The 20,156-nt window shown below is 34.1% G+C and carries 21 protein-coding genes; 8 read left to right on the forward strand and 13 right to left on the reverse strand.

The window, feature by feature from the left end:
* The first annotated feature begins 115 nt into the window (after positions 1 to 115).
* A complete protein-coding gene (locus ACZ1GR_RS17540; protein ID WP_472610143.1) occupies positions 116 to 1,141 on the forward strand; it encodes a helix-turn-helix domain-containing protein in 1,026 nt (341 codons plus the stop codon).
* On the opposite strand, the gene ACZ1GR_RS17545 is transcribed toward ACZ1GR_RS17540, so the two are convergent.
* Positions 1,138 to 1,398: a hypothetical protein gene (locus ACZ1GR_RS17545; RefSeq protein ID WP_472610144.1), complete on the reverse strand. Its 261-nt coding sequence runs from the start codon at positions 1,396 to 1,398 to the stop codon at positions 1,138 to 1,140. The two genes, ACZ1GR_RS17540 and ACZ1GR_RS17545, sit on opposite strands and share 4 nt — an antisense overlap.
* A gap of 255 nt (positions 1,399 to 1,653) precedes the next feature.
* Here ACZ1GR_RS17545 and ACZ1GR_RS17550 point away from each other — a divergent pair, with 255 nt between their 5' ends.
* Positions 1,654 to 1,863, forward strand: coding sequence for a hypervirulence associated TUDOR domain-containing protein (locus ACZ1GR_RS17550; RefSeq protein ID WP_472610145.1), 210 nt, complete (start codon positions 1,654 to 1,656; stop codon positions 1,861 to 1,863).
* A gap of 9 nt (positions 1,864 to 1,872) precedes the next feature.
* On the opposite strand, the gene ACZ1GR_RS17555 is transcribed toward ACZ1GR_RS17550, so the two are convergent.
* Positions 1,873 to 2,748 (reverse strand): mechanosensitive ion channel family protein, encoded by an 876-nt coding sequence (locus tag ACZ1GR_RS17555; protein WP_472610146.1) that lies wholly within the window; start codon positions 2,746 to 2,748, stop codon positions 1,873 to 1,875.
* A gap of 332 nt (positions 2,749 to 3,080) precedes the next feature.
* Here ACZ1GR_RS17555 and ACZ1GR_RS17560 point away from each other — a divergent pair, with 332 nt between their 5' ends.
* Positions 3,081 to 4,118, forward strand: a complete 1,038-nt coding sequence (locus ACZ1GR_RS17560; RefSeq protein ID WP_472610147.1) for a helix-turn-helix domain-containing protein — start codon at positions 3,081 to 3,083, stop codon at positions 4,116 to 4,118.
* Between the two features lie 231 nt (positions 4,119 to 4,349).
* Here the strand turns inward: ACZ1GR_RS17560 and ACZ1GR_RS17565 are convergent, their stop codons facing one another.
* On the reverse strand, positions 4,350 to 4,703 hold the full coding sequence (locus tag ACZ1GR_RS17565) for a hypothetical protein (RefSeq protein ID WP_472610148.1): 354 nt from the start codon (positions 4,701 to 4,703) through the stop codon (positions 4,350 to 4,352).
* A complete protein-coding gene (locus ACZ1GR_RS17570) occupies positions 4,703 to 5,032 on the reverse strand; it encodes a YtxH domain-containing protein (RefSeq protein ID WP_472610149.1) in 330 nt (109 codons plus the stop codon). Before ACZ1GR_RS17570 ends, ACZ1GR_RS17565 begins: the two co-directional genes overlap by 1 nt.
* Before the next feature lie 168 nt (positions 5,033 to 5,200).
* Here ACZ1GR_RS17570 and ACZ1GR_RS17575 point away from each other — a divergent pair, with 168 nt between their 5' ends.
* Entirely contained in the window at positions 5,201 to 5,365 is a 165-nt protein-coding gene (locus tag ACZ1GR_RS17575) for a hypothetical protein (protein ID WP_472610150.1), read from the forward strand.
* A gap of 145 nt (positions 5,366 to 5,510) precedes the next feature.
* Here the strand turns inward: ACZ1GR_RS17575 and ACZ1GR_RS17580 are convergent, their stop codons facing one another.
* Positions 5,511 to 7,070, reverse strand: coding sequence for an alpha-L-fucosidase (locus ACZ1GR_RS17580; RefSeq protein ID WP_472610151.1), 1,560 nt, complete (start codon positions 7,068 to 7,070; stop codon positions 5,511 to 5,513).
* Positions 7,071 to 7,421: 351 nt separating this feature from the next.
* Here ACZ1GR_RS17580 and ACZ1GR_RS17585 point away from each other — a divergent pair, with 351 nt between their 5' ends.
* The 4 genes from ACZ1GR_RS17585 to ACZ1GR_RS17600 are packed head-to-tail and all read left to right on the forward strand — an operon-like array spanning position 7,422 to position 11,730.
* Entirely contained in the window at positions 7,422 to 8,900 is a 1,479-nt protein-coding gene (locus ACZ1GR_RS17585) for a xylulokinase (RefSeq protein ID WP_472610152.1), read from the forward strand.
* Between the two features lie 10 nt (positions 8,901 to 8,910).
* The gene (xylA, locus tag ACZ1GR_RS17590; RefSeq protein WP_472610153.1) at positions 8,911 to 10,236 is read left to right on the forward strand and encodes a xylose isomerase; all 1,326 of its coding nucleotides are present in this window, start codon (positions 8,911 to 8,913) and stop codon (positions 10,234 to 10,236) included.
* Positions 10,237 to 10,291: 55 nt separating this feature from the next.
* The gene (locus tag ACZ1GR_RS17595; protein WP_472610154.1) at positions 10,292 to 10,999 is read left to right on the forward strand and encodes a carboxylesterase family protein; all 708 of its coding nucleotides are present in this window, start codon (positions 10,292 to 10,294) and stop codon (positions 10,997 to 10,999) included.
* Complete coding sequence (locus ACZ1GR_RS17600) at positions 10,999 to 11,730, forward strand: M15 family metallopeptidase (RefSeq protein ID WP_472610155.1); 732 nt, start codon at positions 10,999 to 11,001, stop codon at positions 11,728 to 11,730. The genes ACZ1GR_RS17595 and ACZ1GR_RS17600 overlap by 1 nt, the downstream gene beginning before the upstream one ends.
* Positions 11,731 to 11,849: 119 nt before the next feature.
* Here ACZ1GR_RS17600 and ACZ1GR_RS17605 read toward each other — a convergent pair whose 3' ends face one another.
* From ACZ1GR_RS17605 to ACZ1GR_RS17640, 8 genes are all read right to left on the reverse strand, one after another.
* The gene (locus tag ACZ1GR_RS17605) at positions 11,850 to 13,604 is read right to left on the reverse strand and encodes a serine hydrolase (protein ID WP_472610156.1); all 1,755 of its coding nucleotides are present in this window, start codon (positions 13,602 to 13,604) and stop codon (positions 11,850 to 11,852) included.
* 70 nt (positions 13,605 to 13,674) lie between these two features.
* Positions 13,675 to 14,655 carry a serine hydrolase domain-containing protein gene (locus ACZ1GR_RS17610; protein WP_472610157.1) on the reverse strand — a complete coding sequence of 327 codons (981 nt, stop codon included), beginning with the start codon at positions 14,653 to 14,655 and terminating at the stop codon, positions 13,675 to 13,677.
* Between the two features lie 226 nt (positions 14,656 to 14,881).
* The gene (locus tag ACZ1GR_RS17615; RefSeq protein ID WP_472610158.1) at positions 14,882 to 15,295 is read right to left on the reverse strand and encodes a nuclear transport factor 2 family protein; all 414 of its coding nucleotides are present in this window, start codon (positions 15,293 to 15,295) and stop codon (positions 14,882 to 14,884) included.
* Between the two features lie 102 nt (positions 15,296 to 15,397).
* Positions 15,398 to 16,459, reverse strand: a complete 1,062-nt coding sequence (locus tag ACZ1GR_RS17620) for a helix-turn-helix domain-containing protein (protein WP_472610159.1) — start codon at positions 16,457 to 16,459, stop codon at positions 15,398 to 15,400.
* A gap of 433 nt (positions 16,460 to 16,892) precedes the next feature.
* Positions 16,893 to 17,324 carry a DoxX family protein gene (locus tag ACZ1GR_RS17625; RefSeq protein ID WP_472610160.1) on the reverse strand — a complete coding sequence of 144 codons (432 nt, stop codon included), beginning with the start codon at positions 17,322 to 17,324 and terminating at the stop codon, positions 16,893 to 16,895.
* Positions 17,325 to 17,328: 4 nt separating this feature from the next.
* Positions 17,329 to 17,976, reverse strand: coding sequence for a dioxygenase family protein (locus ACZ1GR_RS17630; RefSeq protein WP_472610161.1), 648 nt, complete (start codon positions 17,974 to 17,976; stop codon positions 17,329 to 17,331).
* 94 nt (positions 17,977 to 18,070) lie between these two features.
* Positions 18,071 to 18,889: a LytR/AlgR family response regulator transcription factor gene (locus tag ACZ1GR_RS17635; RefSeq protein ID WP_472610162.1), complete on the reverse strand. Its 819-nt coding sequence runs from the start codon at positions 18,887 to 18,889 to the stop codon at positions 18,071 to 18,073.
* Positions 18,890 to 18,975: 86 nt separating this feature from the next.
* Positions 18,976 to 20,154: a THUMP-like domain-containing protein gene (locus tag ACZ1GR_RS17640; protein WP_472610163.1), complete on the reverse strand. Its 1,179-nt coding sequence runs from the start codon at positions 20,152 to 20,154 to the stop codon at positions 18,976 to 18,978.
* Between the last annotated feature and the right edge of the window lie 2 nt (positions 20,155 to 20,156).

A 20,156-nucleotide genomic window follows, 5' to 3' on the forward strand; every position in this document is an offset into this window, starting at 1 on the left:
TAATACGTTAAACATTTCCTCAAAAGTGTTAATGTCTAGTTGGGTGATCACCTAATTTTGGTTAAACTAAAACAACATTGTTAAGAGTTAAAAAATACCTTTAAATCAATTTAAAATGGAAAAAAGAAGGCAGCGTGCATATGATGAATTGGATAAACTTTCTTTTCATATTAAAGGGGAAATCCACAAAGAAGGAGAAAATTATATTTTAAGTGTTGATAATGATGCAGGTGTTGGCGATGTTAAATGCATAAATTTTGACGACGGCCTATTCTTTGTAGAGTTTAATCTTAGTTTGTTCGAGGATACATATTTGCCATTAACGTCAGAAAATAATCAGGCCATTTATTTTTTATATTGCTTTCAAGGGGATAGTTTTTATGCTACACAACATAATAATCACTTTGTAAAACTAAATGAACTACAGACGGCTATTGTAAAGTCTGGAAAGGATTTTGCCGGTGGATTGGTATTAAAAGCAAATTCAGATATTAAGTTGAACCTATTGCGTATAGACACAGATACATATTTTATAAAACATTCAGAAAATCCAACTTTTATAGCCCAAAAATTGAAATCCTTTCTAATGGATTTAAATAGGAAGCATAATTTGGTGCATTTAGGGCAACTAAACTTGGAAATAGCGGATTATGTAAAAAAAATGTCCAAGGCTAGATATGTGGATAGTCTATCTGGCCTTCTGTATTATGAGGGTCTCTGTATTCTAATACTGGCAAGCCATATTGAACAGTACAGAACAGAAACAAATGGCAGGGTTAATTCTACCAAGCTTATTAAACGTGAGATTCAAAAAATAATGGATTTGGCAAATCAAATTGGGAAAAAACCCCAAATACAATATTCTGTGGAATCTTTGAGTAGAGATTCTGGGCTTGCGGCAGCGAAGCTGCAGGAAGGTTTTAAGTTTTTGTATCAGAGGACCGTTGCCGATTACGTAAGGAATGCACGATTGGAAATGGCCGAAAGATTATTACGGGAAACGGACCTAAACATATCTGAGGTTGTATATTCCGTTGGCTTAACGAGTAGGAGTTATTTTTGTAAAATATTTAAACAAAAATTCAATTGCAATCCTAAGAGTTACAAAAATAAAAACAATGCATCGGTCTCCAAGGTTTAGCTATAGAACCTATTTCTTGCCTTGAATCGTTGAATTCTTTTTAAGAATCCTCTTTTAACTTCTGGGTTGTGGTTTTTCTGACTATAGTTGTGATACATGTGTTGTAAAGGAATGTCAATAAAGCCTGATTCGTGAATTTGTTCGTCAAAGTCATTATGAAGTTCATCTTGTTTTTCTGTATAGTCGCTTACCACAATCATGATTAAAACTCCCAGACCAAAACCGATTGTAATTCCAATAAGTAATTCTAATATCATCTCTATTTTTTTTACAAATCTAGTACTGTGGGCAACAGTAAATTATTTCAAATGATAAAGAAATTGACTTTTTTAATTTTTTTGATTTGGTCTATAGCGCTATTTTTTCTAGGTATTACAAACATTTTTTCTTTTTAAAAAATCGATTTTTACTGTGGTTTTAGTTTGGTTATTTTGTGTACAACAGATATTTTCATATCACCCTGTTTTTTGAGCTAGAAAGAAGCAGGGGTTGTGCACCAATAAATATTGGTTATGATTAGAAAAGGAACACAGGTAAGATGGAAATGGGGTAAAGGATACGCCTCGGGAAAAGTAGTGGAGACTTATACTACAAGTATTACTAAAAAAATTTCAGGTTCAACAATTACAAGAAATGGAGAACCTGATAACAAAGCCCTCTTTATAGAACAAGGAGATGGCAGCAAGGTACTTAAATTGGAAAGTGAGGTTGAACGAGATTAGCTAAATTCTCTAGTTCAATTTCTCAAGTACTTCTTTAGGCAAATCCAAAGTACGAATTGGAAAAGGAATATTAATTCCATTCGAATCAAACGCTTTCTTAATAAGAATCATAGCTTCTGTTTTTGCTTTGGCCACTTCAAGGGCCGAAGTGGAGTTGATCCAGAATCGAGTTTCAAAATCAATAGAGCTGTCACCAAAATCCCTGTATAAAAATAAGATATCATCTTTTTCTTCTACTGCCTCAAAATTTTCAACGATAGTCTGTTTTACGATATTTCTGACCAATTCTAAATCTGAACTATAGCCCACACCACATTTAAGAATAACCCTTGACTGAGCCGTGGTCGAGTAGTTCTTTATAGGATTTTCAACCACCAATTTATTAGGAATATAGACCAAATTATTGTCTACCTGCTTTATGGTAACCACCCTAAGATCAATATCTACGATTTCTCCTTCATAGTCATTGGTCTCTATCCAATCTCCAAACTTTATTTGCTTTACATACGATAGAATAATACCCGAGTAAGTATTTGCCAGCGCACCTTGTAATGCCAAACCAACTGCTAAACCGGCAACACCTGCACCTGCTAGTATGGTGTTTAAGGCTTTACCTAAATTTAGTATGCCTAACACTAAAAAAAGACCAAATAGTATTACTACCACAGCTACTATTTGAGAAAGTAACTGTTTCATACTTTCTTGTAAATTGCTTCTGTTCGATAACCTGTAAGCCAGTTTTTTAATGTAGCGAGATAATAGTATTGTAATTATAAACACCACTATCGCCAAAACAAGATTTGGTAGGTTGGTAACAAAGGTGTTCAACCAACCATCAAGTTTATCCCACATATTATTTAGCGCATTTTCGAATTTTCGTTCCATATAAGGGGTTTCAATATTTGTTGTAAAATTAGTGTAGTAAAAAACGAATGTTGTGCTGCTTTAAATCAAACATTGCTCTATTTCGTATTTTTTCAATTCATTTTAAATCTCTGATTTGCAATGAAATATGGATTGATTTTAAATTGTTAAGGCGATAAGTACTTTCAGGTAATCTAAATTGACACAAAGAATTCTCAGCCAAAAAGTTCTATAAACCGTGGTCTTATTAGATAGATCTACATACTAGTGATAGAGAACTTTTTTTGTTGTATTAGGTTCATTCCAACATTAAACAAAAAGTTATCTTTGAATAAATCAAAAATATTCTTGCAATGATTAAAATTAATATTACTGCGCAAGATACCGAGGGTACGGTTAGGCAAATTCAGGAAGTAATTGGTGGTGAAATCCAAGAAAGATGGGGAGAGTATTCTTTAATCTTAAATAACGAACATGCAAACGGTTCGATTAGATTTATTGATTTTGCATGGGGCGTAAGTCTTTTAGAGTATGATTTGGTTTTCTTCGATGAAGTAACTCTTATAATGAACGCTTCAAATTACAATCCGATACATTTTGCATATTGCTTGGAAGGATACTGTGGACATAGGTTTGGTTACCAAAGTGATAATGAAATCAGAATATTGGAACAATTTCAGTCGGTTATTATCACCAGTAGGGACGGGGGATATAATTATGGCTATTTTCCAAAAGACAAAAAATTGGCGATCAATGTTATTCAGGTAACCAGAAAACCATTCTTAAAAAAGAGATTAAATAGCGGGGAGAGCCTAAATCAAAAACTATATGAGGTTTTCTTAGATGCCGACCACGAAAAGGTTTTTGCTTATTTTGGTTCATATAATTTAAAATTAGCGGATAAGATAAACGCCCTAAGAAAAGTGAAGTCTAAAGGCATGATCAGGATTATGCAAATTGAGGGGTTGGTGTATCAGATTTTATCCATGCATATGCTTCAGCATAATAGTGATGTTAATAATAAACCATTATCTACAACCTTATTAAAGCGAGAATTGAAATTAGTACGGGCTTATGCCGAAAAAATCGAGAAGAATATTTCTGTAGACTATTCTTTGGAGGATATTGCTAGCGAGACCGGTTTAACCCAAGCTAAATTGCAAGAAGGCTTTAAACTTTTATACAATAGAACGGTTACTGAATATATAAGGCATTCAAGGCTTGAAGTGGCCCGTGATTACATGACCACTACTGAGATGAATATTTCAGAAATCGTTTATTCTATTGGTTTTAGTAGTAGGAGTTACTTTTCAAAAATTTTCAAAGAAAAGTATAATATTAGCCCTAGCGAATTTTTAAAAAAGAATAGAAAAACTACAGTCCCGATGTAGTATTTTCTAGTAAAATAAGTGGTTGTCGGCAATTATTTAAAAACCTTCTTAACCAATAGGGATACCAATATTTTTTTTGCTGGAGACAGAAATTTTTGAAAGATTTTCATTGGTGCCAAATGTTTTTCAAAGTCTGTTTTATTACCATTTAAAAGTTCGAAAGTAATATCTCTTTTTAACTTATGTATTTTAAGGTCTTGCTTGATCTCCAAAAGTGATGAATACTGTTTTTTACTCATTGTTTAGGACGGAATTAGAAAGTTTTTGAATTATTTTCTTTTCTATCTTTTTGCGTGATACATAGATTATAGCCAGAAATAAGAAGTAAAGTAGACCAACAATTAAGTAACCTAACCATACACTTTGTAAAAGCCTACCAAAATAAATTGCTAATGCAAATGAAGAGAGCATAAGGCCCATTAATGCAAAAAAACCAAAAAGCGAGAATTTCACCACTGTGGTCGTTAGTTCTGCCGTGTGCATGAATAATTTTAACTTGTAATACTCCCAAGAATGTTTTAGATACTCTTGGGAGTTTTCAAGTGTTTCAGATGTAACCGTTCCTATTTTTTTAGTGGTGTTCATTACGATCTTTGTAATTTTCTGTTTCGAGCTTTTAAGTCTTTAAGCTTTGTCTCTAAAGTAGTTATTACATCTTCTGTCTTATAGCTTGCCGATGAAACTAAAGACTCCATTTTGTCTTCGAGTGTTTCTTTATTAGATGAAATAGAATCAACTACCTGATTTTTAAATTGGGTTGTGTTTGATGTTACCTCATCCACTAGAGAATTCGACTGTTCAACTAACTTTCTTCTAGTCTCCGTGCCCTTGTCCGGGGCAAATAAAATTCCCATGGTTGCGCCAATTGCTGTTCCAGCCAATATTCCCAAAATTGTATTGCTATTATCGCTCATAATGTTTTTTTTAAGTTTACTCAAAGATGAAAATGTTCTATTCAAATGCTTGATGCTTACGCTATAAATCTTGACTGATTTAAAAATATCGATTGCGTTAAGGAAAAGGGCATTTACATCATTCTATGAAAGGATATGGGAATATATTGCCAAGAAAATGAATATCATATGAAACAGGGAAAAGAAGAAACAGAATTCATAAAAGAAGAAAACAATGCAACAAGAAAATATATTTTTCAAAAAAATGAAAAGACTAAAATAGGTTTCTACTTTGTTCTAGTAGTTCTGATTATACTGATTATTGGCGTTGCCATTACCGGTTTTAAATTTTAATCTGCGTATTCACATTACAATCTAACAAAACCGATTTATCAGAATGGTTATCAATTTAAATTGTAAAATGAGAGGTTAAAACTCATGAAATAGAATTAGTGGAATATCATTTAAAGCAATCTTTTTCTTTAATAAAAATCAACTCTCAATCAACATGATCTTCTACGGCACCGCCGATGTCATTTTCTGAGTATCCTTCTAGGGTAATCTTGTAAACATGGGCATAATCGGTAGGAAAGGATTCAGGAGCTGATATCACCAAACCTGTTGTATCGCGTTTCCATTGAATTTTAGCCTTACTCCCTAACAGTTCGATTTCTTCAATTTTAGAATTCAATACACCTATTTCGGTACTAAATGATTTAATCAGTGTGTTATCATTCGGTTGATCCATAACGATAGCATATACTACCTTGTCCGATTTTTTGGTAAATCTGATGTCTGTATTGGTATAAGCTATTTTTATCTTTTCTATTTTATGTCCACCCTCTGGCAGTCGTGTAGGGCCTTCCCCAAAAATTGTCCATGGTCTTGTTCCATATATGGCCTCCCCATTTACGGACAGCCATTCGCCCATATTTGCCAACAAGTCTTTCATCTCTGAAGGAATGGAACCATCTGGGTTTGGTGGTACGTTGAGCAACATACTTCCATTTTTTGAAACAATATCTATCAAAATATCAATAAGTTCATTCGGAGTTTTGAATTTCGCATTAGGTCTATAAAACCAGGCTCCGGGCGAAGTATCGGTTAACCAGAAATTAGCTTTAGGTTGGTTGGGCCTACCACGCTCATAATCCCTAACGGCGGTATCCTCATCAAAAGTACTTTCTTTGTAACATACCACCACTTCCTTGTTCCATTCTATGCCTTTGTTGTAGTAGTAGGCCAGGAATTTTGTTCGAGATTCTTCGGTCATATTTTCTAACCACCAATCAAACCAAATTAGATCTGGCTGGTACACATCAATAAATTCTTTGAGTTTTGCCCACCACGATTCGTAAAAATCATTATCCGGAACATTTGATTCTAACTCATGTGGATTTGTATACAAATCATAGTCTTTTTCAGAAACTCCTCCATATACATGTGCAGGGGCAAAGAATTTCCATGTAAAGGCATGGTGAAACGAGCCCATAAATTTCATGCCTTGAGCCTCAATTTCTCTCTTAAGTTCTGCCGATGGGTCAATACCCCCATAATTCATGGAATTCCATCGCGTTGTTTTAGCATCCCACATGGCGAAATTATCATGATGCATGGCAACAGGCCCGGCAAATTTCGCCCCTGATAGGGCAAACAAATCGGCCCATTCTTTTGCATTAAAAGCTGACGGATTAAATTGTTCTATAATATGGGTGTAACCATATTTTTTAGGATTACCATACTTTTTTTTGTGATGGACATAGTTGTTACTCGGTTTTCTAATGTTGTTTTTGTTGAGTTTTCCGTTATCGTACATTTTCATACCATGCCACCCACTATAGACTTTTTCTGGGTCTGCCCCGACAAAAGCTGATGATACGGGTCCCCAGTGGGTATAAATACCGAATTTGGCATCTTTGAACCAGTTCGGGGCAGGGTTTACGGTGCGTAAAGATGTCCAATCTGCTTCATAATTCTGAACTTCTTGACTGCGTACAGATAAATGTAAATTACAGATTAATACGAGGGTTAAATAGGTGAATCTGTTTCTTATCAACATGAAAATGGTTTTAAACGGGACCCCATGCTTTACTGGCGATAAAATCCTACTTCTTATGTAATAAAAATAAGTTTAAACTTACTTTTTATACCATACAAATGATTCCAATCATAAAATGAATGTCTTATTACAGCCTAAGAATAGCTTATTCTGAAATTAAATAACTTTAAACAGTACTGGTATATCAACCGTTGAACTCCTTTGTTTATGCTTGTTACACAGGCAACCAATAATTTTCACTCATTTTTATATTAGAAAAAATGAGGAGGTCATAGTGTTTTGAACTCTTTAGTGGAAATACTTTAATCAGTGGAACATTTATTACATTTGAGAGTCTCTATGATTTAAAATATGTTCTATCTAGGAATAGATTTAGGAAGCTCTTCGGTTAAAGTAGCATTGGTAGATAGTAACACAGGTTCTAGTTTGGCCATTGTTCAAGAGCCGAGTGAAGAAATGTCTATTTCCGCTGTTCGACATGGATGGGCAGAACAAGACCCTGAACTTTGGTGGACTTATGTTTGCACCGCAATAAAACGAATAATCACAGAAAATAATATTTCAGAAAATAGCATACATGGCATTGGTATTGCCTACCAAATGCACGGCTTGGTACTGGTCGATAATTCAGGAAATACCTTACGAGATGCTATTATTTGGTGCGATAGTAGAGCTGTTGCGATAGGTGAAAATGCTTATCGCGCTATCGGTGAAGATGTATGCGATACGAAGCTTCTTAACTCGCCGGCCAACTTTACCGCTTCTAAGCTAAAATGGGTGCAGGAAAATGAGCCTGATGTTTATGAACGGATGGATAAGTTTATGCTACCGGGTGACTACATCGCATTTAAATTTACCAATAGTATCAATACTACTGTTTCCGGATTATCGGAGGGAATTTTTTGGGACTTTAAAGAAGACCATATTTCAGATGATGTGCTGAAACATTATCAGTTTTCCAAGGAAAATTTTCCAGACCTTGTGCAGACATTTAGCAAGCAGGGGATTTTATCCAAAAGGGGTGCAAGTGAAAGTGGGCTTGTCGAAGGAACCCCGATTCTATACCGTGCAGGCGACCAACCTAACAATGCGTTGGCACTCAATGTATTTAATCCCGGAGAGGTTGCAGCAACTGGAGGCACTTCAGGTGTTGTATACGCCATAACAGATTCTTTAAGCGCAAAAGAAACGTCTCGTGTAAATAATTTTGCACACGTCAATTACGAAAAAGGAGGGGTACAGCGCATTGGCAAACTACTTTGTATCAGTGGTGCTGGTATTCAGTACCGATGGCTTCTTAATAATTTGGATGTCGGTTCATATCAAGAAATGAATGAATTGGCCGATAAGGTCAAGGTCGGCTCTGATGGACTTGTTATAATTCCATTTGGTAATGGTGCAGAGCGAATGTTGAACAACAGGGACACTGGTACACGTGTACTTAATTTAAATTTGAACATACACACCAAAGCTCATATGTGTAGGGCGGCGTTGGAAGGTATCGCCTTTTCTTTTGTTTATGGAATTGAAATAATGAAAGCTGATGGTATGCAGCCAAGCGTTATAAGAGCCGGAAACGATAACCTTTTCAGGTCGAGTTTGTTTTCAAATACCATTGCTACATTAATAGGACAAGAAATTGAAATCTATGACACTACGGGTGCAGTTGGGGCAGCAAGAGCTTGTGCAATTACAGAGAAGGGATACGGTGAATTTTCGACCTTTATGAAAAATGATTTTATACTATCATATAATCCTTTAAAGGATATTGAGGCTTATCAAAAAGCCTATCAAAACTGGAAAAAAGAACTAGAATTAATAATCAATTAAGCGAAGTATCATGGCGGTTTTAGGTGACAAAGAATATTTTAAAGGTATAGGAGAAATAAAATATGAGGGAAAAGATTCGGACAATCCCTTGGCATTTAAATTTTATAACCCTGAACAGATGGTAGCTGGCAAAACCATGCGCAAGCATTTTAAGTTTGCCATGGCCTATTGGCATACCTTATGCGGAACCGGAGGAGATCCTTTTGGCCCGGGAACAAAAAACTTTCCATGGAGTGTGGACTCCAACCCTTTGAATGCGGCTAAAGAAAAGGCCGATGCCGCATTTGAGTTTATTACTAAAATGGGTTTTGATTATTACTGTTTTCATGATTTTGATTTAATCGATGAGGCACCCACCTTGGCAGAATCGGAGAAAAGAATACAAAGTATTGTAGCTTATTTAAAGCAAAAGCAAAATGCGTCAAATGTAAAGCTGCTTTGGGGTACCTCTAACTGTTTCTCGAACCCTAGGTATATGAACGGCGCGGCGTCTAATCCTAATTTTGATGTGGTCGCGAGGGCCGGGGCACAGGTTAAAATTGCCTTGGATGCCACGATGGAACTTGATGGTGAGAACTATGTTTTTTGGGGAGGAAGAGAAGGTTATATGTCCTTGTTGAATACCAATATGAAGCTTGAACAAGATAATATTGGACGTTTTTTAAATATGGCCAAAGACTATGCGCGGCAACAAGGTTTTAAAGGCACTTTCTTTATAGAACCCAAACCTATGGAACCTACCAAGCATCAATACGATTTTGACGCGGCTACTTCAATTAACACTATCAGCGAATATGGACTTCAAGATGATTTTAAGTTGAATATTGAGGTAAACCATGCCACCTTGGCACAACACACCTTTCAACATGAATTACAAGTTGCGGCGAATGCCGGAATGTTAGGAAGTATAGACGCCAATAGAGGCGATTATCAGAACGGTTGGGATACGGACCAGTTTCCGAACAATGTTTTGGAAACAACGGAAGCGATGTTGGTTTTCTTGAAATCTGGTGGCTTACAAGGCGGCGGTGTAAATTTTGATGCCAAAACCAGGCGTAATTCAACGGATCTAGAAGATATCTTTTTAGCACATATTGGAGGGGCGGACACATTTGCCAGGGCACTTTTAATAGCCGATAATATTATTCAGAACTCTTCCTATGAATCGTTACTTGAAAAGCGATATAGTTCTTTTAAAAGCGGAAAAGGTGCAGCGTTCGTCTCAGGAAAATTAGACCTTGTAGACTTATATGCTTACGCAAGCGAACATGGGGAGCCGGAACAAATTAGCGGAAAACAAGAATTATTTGAGAATATCTTGAATCAATACAGTTAATCAATAAATAACCCTGTACTTTGTGAACGAGACGATTGTTAGAAAACCATAGAAAATGAGATATAGTATACTGCTTTTTAGTTTTCTCCTCTTACAATCTTGTGCAGGTCAAAGTCAATTGATAGATGCTGAAATTGAAACCGTAACTACGGAAAACCTACAATATTACCTGTACTATCCGGCAGAATATGAAGAAAACCCAAAAGAACAATTTGGACTATTGTTATTTCTACATGGTGGAGGTGAGGCTGGTGGAGAACTTGATGAGCTTAAAAAAAATGGCCCTCCAAAATTATTGGTCGAAGGTAAAGAGTTTCCTTTTCTGGTATTGGCACCGCAAAACCCGTATAAACGCAAATGGTGGAATGTAAATGCCATTAACCAGCTCTTAGACTCTATCATAGCTACAAATAGGGTAGACCCTAAACGCATTTATTTATCAGGATTAAGTCGCGGAGGTAGTGCCGCTTGGGATTTGGCAGTTCAATACCCTAAAAAGTGGGCAGCTCTAGCAGTAGTTTGTGGCATGGCACCGGTACCTTACGCACATTGGATAAATAAGAAATTACCGATATGGGTTTTTCATGGAGATGTTGACAAAGTAATTGCGGTTGACGAATCGGACAGAATGGTGAAAAAGCTTAAAGAGATGGGGTATGATGTTACCTACACCCGCTACCAAGATGTAGGTCATAATTCTTGGGAAAGGGCATACACTACGGATGAATTATACGAATGGATGGCAAAACAAAAACAAGACTGATGCGAAATCTTAGTTTTATTATGCTGATTCTACTAACAATAGCCTGCAAACCGAAGGCAGCGAATACTGATACCACTGAAATTTCAAAAGAACTAAAAGTTGTGGTTACAGATTCTAGTATTCATGTAAAAGAAGAATCTAAGAAGATTCAAGAACCTGTTCTAAAATCATTTGAAGGATTAGCGGACACCACCTTTATTCGTTTAGCGGATTTCAGTCATGATTTTGCATATGATATGCGCTATGCAACGGAAAACAACTTTTTAAAAGCCAAGGTATACGATTGTGCGGAATGTTACACACGAGTGCGGACTGCAAAGGCTTTATTAAAAGCGAATTCTGAGTTTTTAAAACAAGGTGTAAAGATTAAGTTTTTTGACTGTTACCGCCCCAATTCTGTACAGTATAAAATGTGGGAGATAGTGCCTAACCCACAGTATGTAGCTAACCCGGTAAAAGGTTCTATACATAACAAAGGCGGGGCAGTAGACATTACTTTGGTAGATTTAGAGGGTAAGGAGCTGGATATGGGTACTGATTTTGACTTTTTTGGAAAACGGGCTTACCATGATAATTTAGATTTACCACAAGAGATTTTAGACAATAGAAAACTATTAAAAGAGACCATGGAGAAATATGGTTTTTGGTCTATTCGCACCGAATGGTGGCATTACAATTTGTCCGCCGGCAGCAACGCTAAGATTGCGAATTTTAAGTGGGAGTGTGAGTAAAATAGGCCAATATACACTTGTTGGCTACAGTTATTTTTGACCAACAGATGTTAGCGCTATTGAAATGAATAATAAAAGCTTGAATACTAACTTGTCAGTTTTAGTCATAATGCTTTATGTTATCTCAACTTTTTTAAAGCTTCAATTGCGTAAGAATTATTTGGATTGAGTGCTAAAGATTTTTTATAATTCTCTAAAGCCAAATTATTTTGTTTATCAGTCATATAAGCTTCCCCAAGACTGTCGTATACATTCCAAGATTCTGGAAAAGCTTTCGTATTAATTTTAAAAATTTCAATAGCGATTTTAGTTTTGTTACGTTGTAAAAATTCATAACCTAAACTATTAATCTCATTATTATCAAAAATAAACGCATTTGTATTCTCTATTGAAGCGTACCAAGTTAACGTAGAATCTATACCGTTTTCTTTAATTCGTTTTTTTAGCGAATTGGCCATAGACTTTTTTCTCTCGTACAAATATTTTTCACCATTATCAATAATAATTAAATCAAATTCATTTGACTTTTTACTTTTAGGGAATTCTAAAGTAATATCACCCAATCTGATGAAAAATTTATCGTTTGTTGCGGCATATATTTTATAGCGAGAATTATTGTTCAAAATTATATAGAGTTCATTTTCAAAAGAAAAAACTCGTCGTACTCTTCCGTTATTTGCTTGATAATGTCCTGAATAATCCTGAATTTGTTTCTCAGTGACCGGTATTACATTATAAAGTGGTGTTTTTAATATTTCAGTATCTAAGGTGTTTTTTGCTAATTTATCCGTTAAGCTATAGATTTCATTCCAGCACTCAGAAGTGTTGCCTAATGCGGTTACCACCACATTTTTGTCAAGGTAAATCATTAATTGAGTTGACGCTCCTGATTGTGAACCGCTGTGACCGATGACTTTACCATAAGGACTTTCTTTATCTCCATAGAGAAACCACCCCATTGCGTAACCATTATTGCCACGTTTTTTTATTTTTGGGTCTATAATCATTAATGCTAAAGTTTCAGCGCTAATGAGTTCATTGTTTAAAATTGCCCTTCCAAATTTTAATAAATCCTCTGCTGTACTATAAAATCCACCACCAGGTACTTTTACGCTAAGATTTGTTTGTATATCTGGCTCAAAACCACCTTCTCTGTTTTTGTAATAGAGAGCTGATTTATTTTCATATTTAGTTCCAAACATTTCAATATTGGTATTGAGCATACCTGCTTTCTCCCAAATATGTTCTTTCATATATGCTTTAAAACTCTGGTTTGAAACAGCTTCTATTATTGCTCCTAGAATTACATACCCATAAGTAGTATAGCGATAATCACTACCTGGTTCAAATTCTAAAGGTCTATCCTTAAATATTTTAATGGCATCTTGAAAGGACGGGTAGTCTGTTGTTGGGAATGCTTCCTCTCTAGATTGATAAGCACCTATACCAGAAGTATGCGTTAATAGATGCTCTATAGTTATTTTACTGCCTTTTTCATTTGAAAAATATGACAAGTATTTTCCAATAGAATCATTAAGCTTTATTTTCCCTTCTTCATAAAGTTGCATTATAGCCACCGCTGTCATAGGTTTCGCTATCGACGCGGTTCTATTCAGCATATTAGGATTAGCTACAATACTGTCTTCACGATTTAAATAACCAGCTGCACCAAGCCAAATAGTCTCATTATCTTTTAAGATTCCTGCGGAAACTCCAACCGTTTCATTAAATGTTATACATTCATCGATTAGTACGTTTAGTTTGTTTTGTAAAGATTTATCGATAGTGTATTTGTCTTCTGTAATATTGTTTTGAACACAAGAGGGTATTACAAATCCAACTAAAAGAATCAGGTATTTAGATATGTTTTTCATGTTAGTTTTCAAAAACTTTAAAAATTATGATTTGTAATAATGTTTATTAGATGCTATTTGTCTATTACTTTTATTCGACTTTCACTCTAGAAATTAATGTCCCTATTTTCTCAGGTAAATTATTTAAAGCCCTATCATAATTGGATAAAATAATTACGATATAACCTTTGTCTTCATAAATATCTAAATTGGCACTAACACCAGGAAATCCTCCACTATGACCAACTCTTTTGCCATTTACGGTGTCATTAACTTCGAAACCAAAACCATAATTTGAGTTGGTATAGTCAGCCCAGAGTAGTTTAAGTGAACATTTTGTAAGCAACTTCTCATTAAGAAGTGAAACAGAAAATTTGTGTAAATCTCTTACTGTTGAAAAACCACCACCTGCAGGCCCACCTTTCATTACATGTTTATAGATATTATTTATCCATCCAGACACATTGTTTTCTGTTCTGATATAACCAATGGCCAAATTTTCAACAGGTTCATCCATTTCGTAATAATCAGTATTATTCATACCAGTAGGTTCAGATATATGATTACGGATATATTCAAAATAATCTTCTCCACTAGCTTCTTGTATTATAATACCTAAAAGTAACATCCCTGTATTACTATACTGATATTGGGTGCCAGGTTCAAAATAAAGTCTATCATTGTTTACAAGTGGTTTAAAGTCTATTAAGTTTCTATATAACTCTTTAGAACTCTCTTTAAAAGTCCGGTTAAAGTAACTCCTTAAACCACTTGTATGCGATAATAAGTGTCTTACAGTAACTCTTTCAGTAATCTCTTTTGGAAGCCAACTTTCATCAATATATTTACTTACATACTCATCTAAGTTAATAGTGCCCTTTTCTACTAATTGCATAATCGCTACTGATGTAAACATTTTATTCATTGATGCGAGATTAAACTTTGTATCAATGTTATTTTTCACACGGAATCTCTTTGATGCTTCTCCATATGCCTTTTGGAATAAAATAGATTCTTTATTGGCAAGTAGAATAGTTCCTGAAAATAGATTTTTAACAGTTAGACTATCCATTAAATGTTCAACTTTTCTCGATAATTCAGATTCGGACAAATAACCTTTGTTATTCGAATTTGTTTTTTGACCGCAGCATGCTATACTATATATTATCAAGAAGAAAAATAAAATTTTAGATATTGAATTCCTTGTCTTAGACATATTTTTTAAACGATTTAACTGCTTGATATTGGGATTGAACAAAAAGGTTTTAATGAAGGATGATTTTAGCCTTATTTTAATCCTAATATTCCTTAGAGGTATAGGATTTATGTATGATTTTCCACTTCCCTTGCACTTTGAGTAGCATCATATAGTCAGTGTATAATGTATTTTTAGGAGGTATATCAATTTCAACTTTTGCCATCGCGGCATCATTGGTGATATCTATTGAAATTATTTTGCCTATCCGCTCTCGCTTTTGACCTTCTTTAAAGTAGCCTATATATTGCTGTCCGTTGGTGATTTTTAAAGTATCATTGGTTATTGCATACAGATTCAAATCCTTATGAAAGGCTCTTTTAATTCTTTCGGGTTCGCCATTAGAAGTACCTTCAATATAATCCTTGAGGGTTTGCGTGATTAATGCTTTATCCGTTTGAGCATTTAATTTAATAGCTATTATTAATAGGCAGATGAGAATAATACTTTTTTTCATTTTTCAAATAATTGAGTTGAATGTAAAAGTATATTCTAAACTACATAAAGTAGCGTTCTGTTCTAGTAAAGCTATTCGAATTTATAATTCCGAATAAAAAAATTAGTTTATAGACTTTTTATACTGGGCAGGAGTAAGACCTTTTACTCTTTTAAAGGCAGTGTAAAATGAAGAATTTGATTTAAATCCACATTCATTACCAATGGCTTCTATCGTTAAGAGGTTATTGGATTCTATCATTTTTATTGCGGAAGAAATTCTATATTCGTTTAAGTAGGTAGCAAAATTTTTATTAATGTTATCGTTGAAATATTGGGAGAGATAATGAGTTTTTACACCCAATAATTGTGCTAGTTCAGGTAGTTTTAAACTTGAATTTTTGTAAATCTCTTTTTCTTCAAATAAAACCTCTAGTTTTTTAGAAATATTTTCCGCCTCTGAACTTTCAATCTTTTTATTAGCGTATTTAACAGGTCTGCTTAGATAGAGTGATTTTTTTTTCTTTCTCTTGAATATCCAAACAATGATAAGTAAGTAAAATGTAAATGAAAATGATAATGCACCAACAATGTAGGATGTATAACCATTTGTTAAATAAGCAATAAAGATAAAAGTAACACCTAATAAAATACTAACAAGCCAAAAGTCTTGATCCTCGATTTGCGCCCTTTTTATGAATGTTTTTTTTAAGACAAACTTAATTTTAAGTGCTGATAATATTATATAAATAAACCATTGAAGAAATAGCAGCCAACCTAAGTAACCATAATATCGCCTTTGCCAAAGGTATTTATTTTCTAAATACGGGTAATAATAACCTAAAATAACCATTACAATAATAATAGGAGCTACATGTAAAAGCCATTGATTACTCTTCTTGGATTCGCGTTCTTCTATAGCACTTGAAGTATATAAATACAAAAATGGACCGATAAGCAAGCAAGCTGTTAATCCTACTTGAATGAAAGAACTCGAAATATTTGAGTAAAACGTTAAAAAGACTGATTTAGTCACCCTAATGCTAATAACAAACAATAAAGCTGCTAAAAAGTAAGTGTTTCGATTTCTGTTTTTAATTAAAAACGCAAAATAAAGACTCAGAAACAAACCATTAAATGCTCCAAGCGCACTAAAAAAAAATAATAGTTGACTTTCAAAATTCATAAATCATTGCTCATTAACTCAATTTTGTTTGTTCTATTTGATTAGATCAATTGTTACCAACGCAGGATATGTGCGATTGCCGCGCATGCAGTTTGTGGGTTGTAGCGTTGGCGGATAATTATAAGGAAATATAGCAAAATACTTTTAACCATATTATGTGAACCGGACTTCCGTATCCTCACCCGACATTGTTCGTGAAGTAGTACACGTTAGCGGACGTATACTTGTTGTGTTTTGTTATTGAGATTAGAATTGGACGTGCCACACTGAGCGTAGCGACCGATGAACACCCGTAAAATAAGAAACAAAAGTGAATAAATTGCATTTAGCGTCCTGATAAGTTGCGTTGCCGAACTGTTGCGTATAGCCAGCTTAAGTTTGTTTCTGATTAGATTGTATTTATAAATCAGAAAGAACAATGTTGGTAGTAGTTTTATTTTTTTCCAAATAGTTTAAAATCTAAAGAAAAGTAACCGCTACCACTTATTAGTAGACTACTATAACAAATTAAATAAATAAAACTTTTTTCCTGAAAAATAAAGCCTTTTCCACCATTGACTACCCACGTTGCAATAATCATTGTGATTATTAATGGGACACAAATCCATCTTGTTAAAAGGCCAAATACTAAAAAGAGAGAACAAAAGAATTCAGCAAATACAACTAAAGCCAAACTTGTATCCGTTCCAATTCCTAAAGGGTCTGTAAATTCTGAGCTGATTTTGCCAAAATTTATAAGCCTTGGATATCCATGTAGATAAATCATTGAAATAGAAACACCAATTCTCAATACAAGTAAACTGAAACTTACTCTTTTTGAAGATGTGGTCACAAGTGATTTCTTAAATAACTCTAGTTCACCCATATTTCTAGTTTTTAAATTTTTGAAGAATTATGTTCCTTGAGCCTCTCAAAATGTTATTATCAGTTTTGGTTAGTGTTGTAATATTCGAAAGTCCTCCGTCTCTTTCTATTTTATCTAAATACGATGCTACTCTTGGGTCGTCTGAAAACCACAAGCCAGTTAGCCAATATTCGGGATAATCAGGATGTTCAATAGTATAATGGATATGTGCAGGTTCTCCATCGTGAGTTTCATATGGTGCGGGACGTATAGTTTCAAATTCATAATTGCCATTGGTATCGGTCTTCATCCAACCACGCAAGTAACCGTGATATTTACCTTGTCCATTTTCATTCCCTTTTTTAGGATAAATTCCTTCGTTGTTCGTATGATACACATAAACAATAACATCCTTAGCAGGGGTTTTGCCATCAGGAAAGAATACTGTTCCAGAAATAATAAGTTTTTCTCCTGGTTCGCGTTTTGGTGGAATTGTGGTTCTCCAGGATACATTTTTTGGAGCTTCAAATGCTCCGCTCCAACTGGGTTTTTTCTGGTTTGAAACGGATGTTTCAATATTCCTAATTTGCTTTTTGGTAGATTGAGAACAAGCATTTAAAGAAAGTAAAAAAACTACTATATAAATAGTTGGTATGTGTTTTATAATAATCATTACATTGAATTTAGTTGACCTTAAAAATCAAGAAAATAAAATGTATGAATTAGATACTTTGCAGTAAATAGGCTGAACCGAGTGATTTTATTACTTAGTGGTTAAGCAAGCTATTCCAATTTGGACGATAATGTCTGCTTAATCGTACAGAGTGTTGGTTTGTTAGAAGAACATCGTAATCACCATTTTTTCGAGAAGAAATTTCTTTAATATGGTTTTTATTGATAATTGCTGAACGGTGAACTCTAATAAAAATATTTGGGTCTAATAAACTTTCAAGTTTTTTTAAACTCTCATCGTGTAGTAATTTCTGGTCTAAAGAAAATATTACCGTATATGGCCTGTCTGTTTTAATGACTAAGACTGTTGATACATCCAATTTTGTTATTCGAGTACCGTTTTTTACAGTTATAAATTTTTGTTCTGCAATGTCGTTATTTAGATTTTTTTTTCTGTTTAAGTAATCTATAACAAAAGGAAGAAATAAATACACTAAGATTGTGATTTGTGATTGACTTGAGATAGCGTTTCTAAATATTGTCGAAAATCGATGTGGTATTTCAAAGATTAGATTACTCCCAATAATAGATAGGATAGTAAAAATAGAAATATGCAAAGCAGTAAACACAAGACTGGATGCAAAAGCATAAAGGATTTTAGTTTTCTTTATTTTTGTATGAACTCTGATTTTAGCATATTTAGCAAGTTTTATAAAAGGAATAAAAAATAGCCAATAAATATTATAAAGCATTGTGTCCGACCAATAAAATCCAGTCGATTTAAATCTTGAAAAAAGATAATCCTGAAAAATTGCTAGTCCATATATCAAAAAACAAAACAAGATTATTGCTCCTAAATTTGTATTTAAAAGTTTGCCATTCAATCTTCTAGGTTCTTGCGTTCTGATTGTCATTTTTCAAATTACTACCAACAAATGTATATAGTCACTAGTAACTATATTTCTTTTTTATGTATAACTAAGATAGCGAATTAAAGGCTTTAAACTTTTTGACAATGAATAACGATGCGACGTTCATTTAAGTCGGTAGTAAAGAATAAATAATCATTTCCGCCATCTTTTATTTTTAGTTTTTTACGGATAGTTGCTACAGCTTCAGGAAAATTACGGGTAGTGATGTTTGCTTTTTTAAGACTTAGTTTTGTTATATCTTTTTTGTTGTAAGCAATAACGCTCTTAATCTTAAAACAACGCCCAGAAAAATCAATCAAGTTATTAGAAGTATATAAGTGCGAGTGCTCATGAAGTTTTTGTAATCCAAAATTTTCACCAACAGACTTAAATCCTCCAGACTTTAAAATAGCGGCGTTTGGTTCGTAGAGATAGGTAGCTGGCAAACTAAATTCAGAAAGCGCCCTTTTTTCTTTAGAAAGTGTAAAGTCAAAATTTTGTTGACCTTCTTTGAGAAGATTAATAGTTTTCAGTTTTATGTCTCCTTCATATTCTTTTTCTAAAATCCATAGCAATTCTTTGACTTCGTTTTTTACGGCAACAACATGAATTTCTTTTACAAATTGCAGTTCTGAAATTCCTTGTTTAATATCTAAAAGGGGAGCGGTTTTTATCAAGACATTTTTTGTCTTTTCAAAAATTGAATCTAATTCTTCAGGAATATTTGGCAAACAATCTTTCAATAAAAACACTTTCCCTTTTTCTTCATTTCGGCGAGAAGGGTCAGCAAAAACCCAATCAAAATCGGACTCAGAATGCTGCAAAAAATCGACGCCATTTTCAGCTTTAAAAGTGGTGTTTTTCACACCTAGAATTTTAAAATTATAAGCTGCTATTTTAGATAAATTTTGGTCTATTTCACAATGAACAATTGCACTCATTTTCTTGGAGAAAAAATAGCTATCCACACCCAACCCACCGGTGACATCTAAGAGCGTTTTTCCCCGTACTAAACTAGCTTTGTATTTTGCTGTTTGCTCCGAACTGGTCTGTTCAATATTCAGTTTATTCGGGTAGTATAGTAGAGGAGTAGTAAACCAAGTAGGGAGCTTGCTTTGGCATTTTTTTTTCGCTTCGAGCTGTTCTGCAAGTTCTTTTTGAGAAACACCCTCAAATTGTTGCTTTTTTAGCAAAACTGACACGATGTCAGCATTCCAATTATTTTTTATAAACTTTTGAACACCAGTTTTTAAGATATTTTTATTCAAAC

The organism is Croceitalea sp. W27, assembly GCF_055693185.1.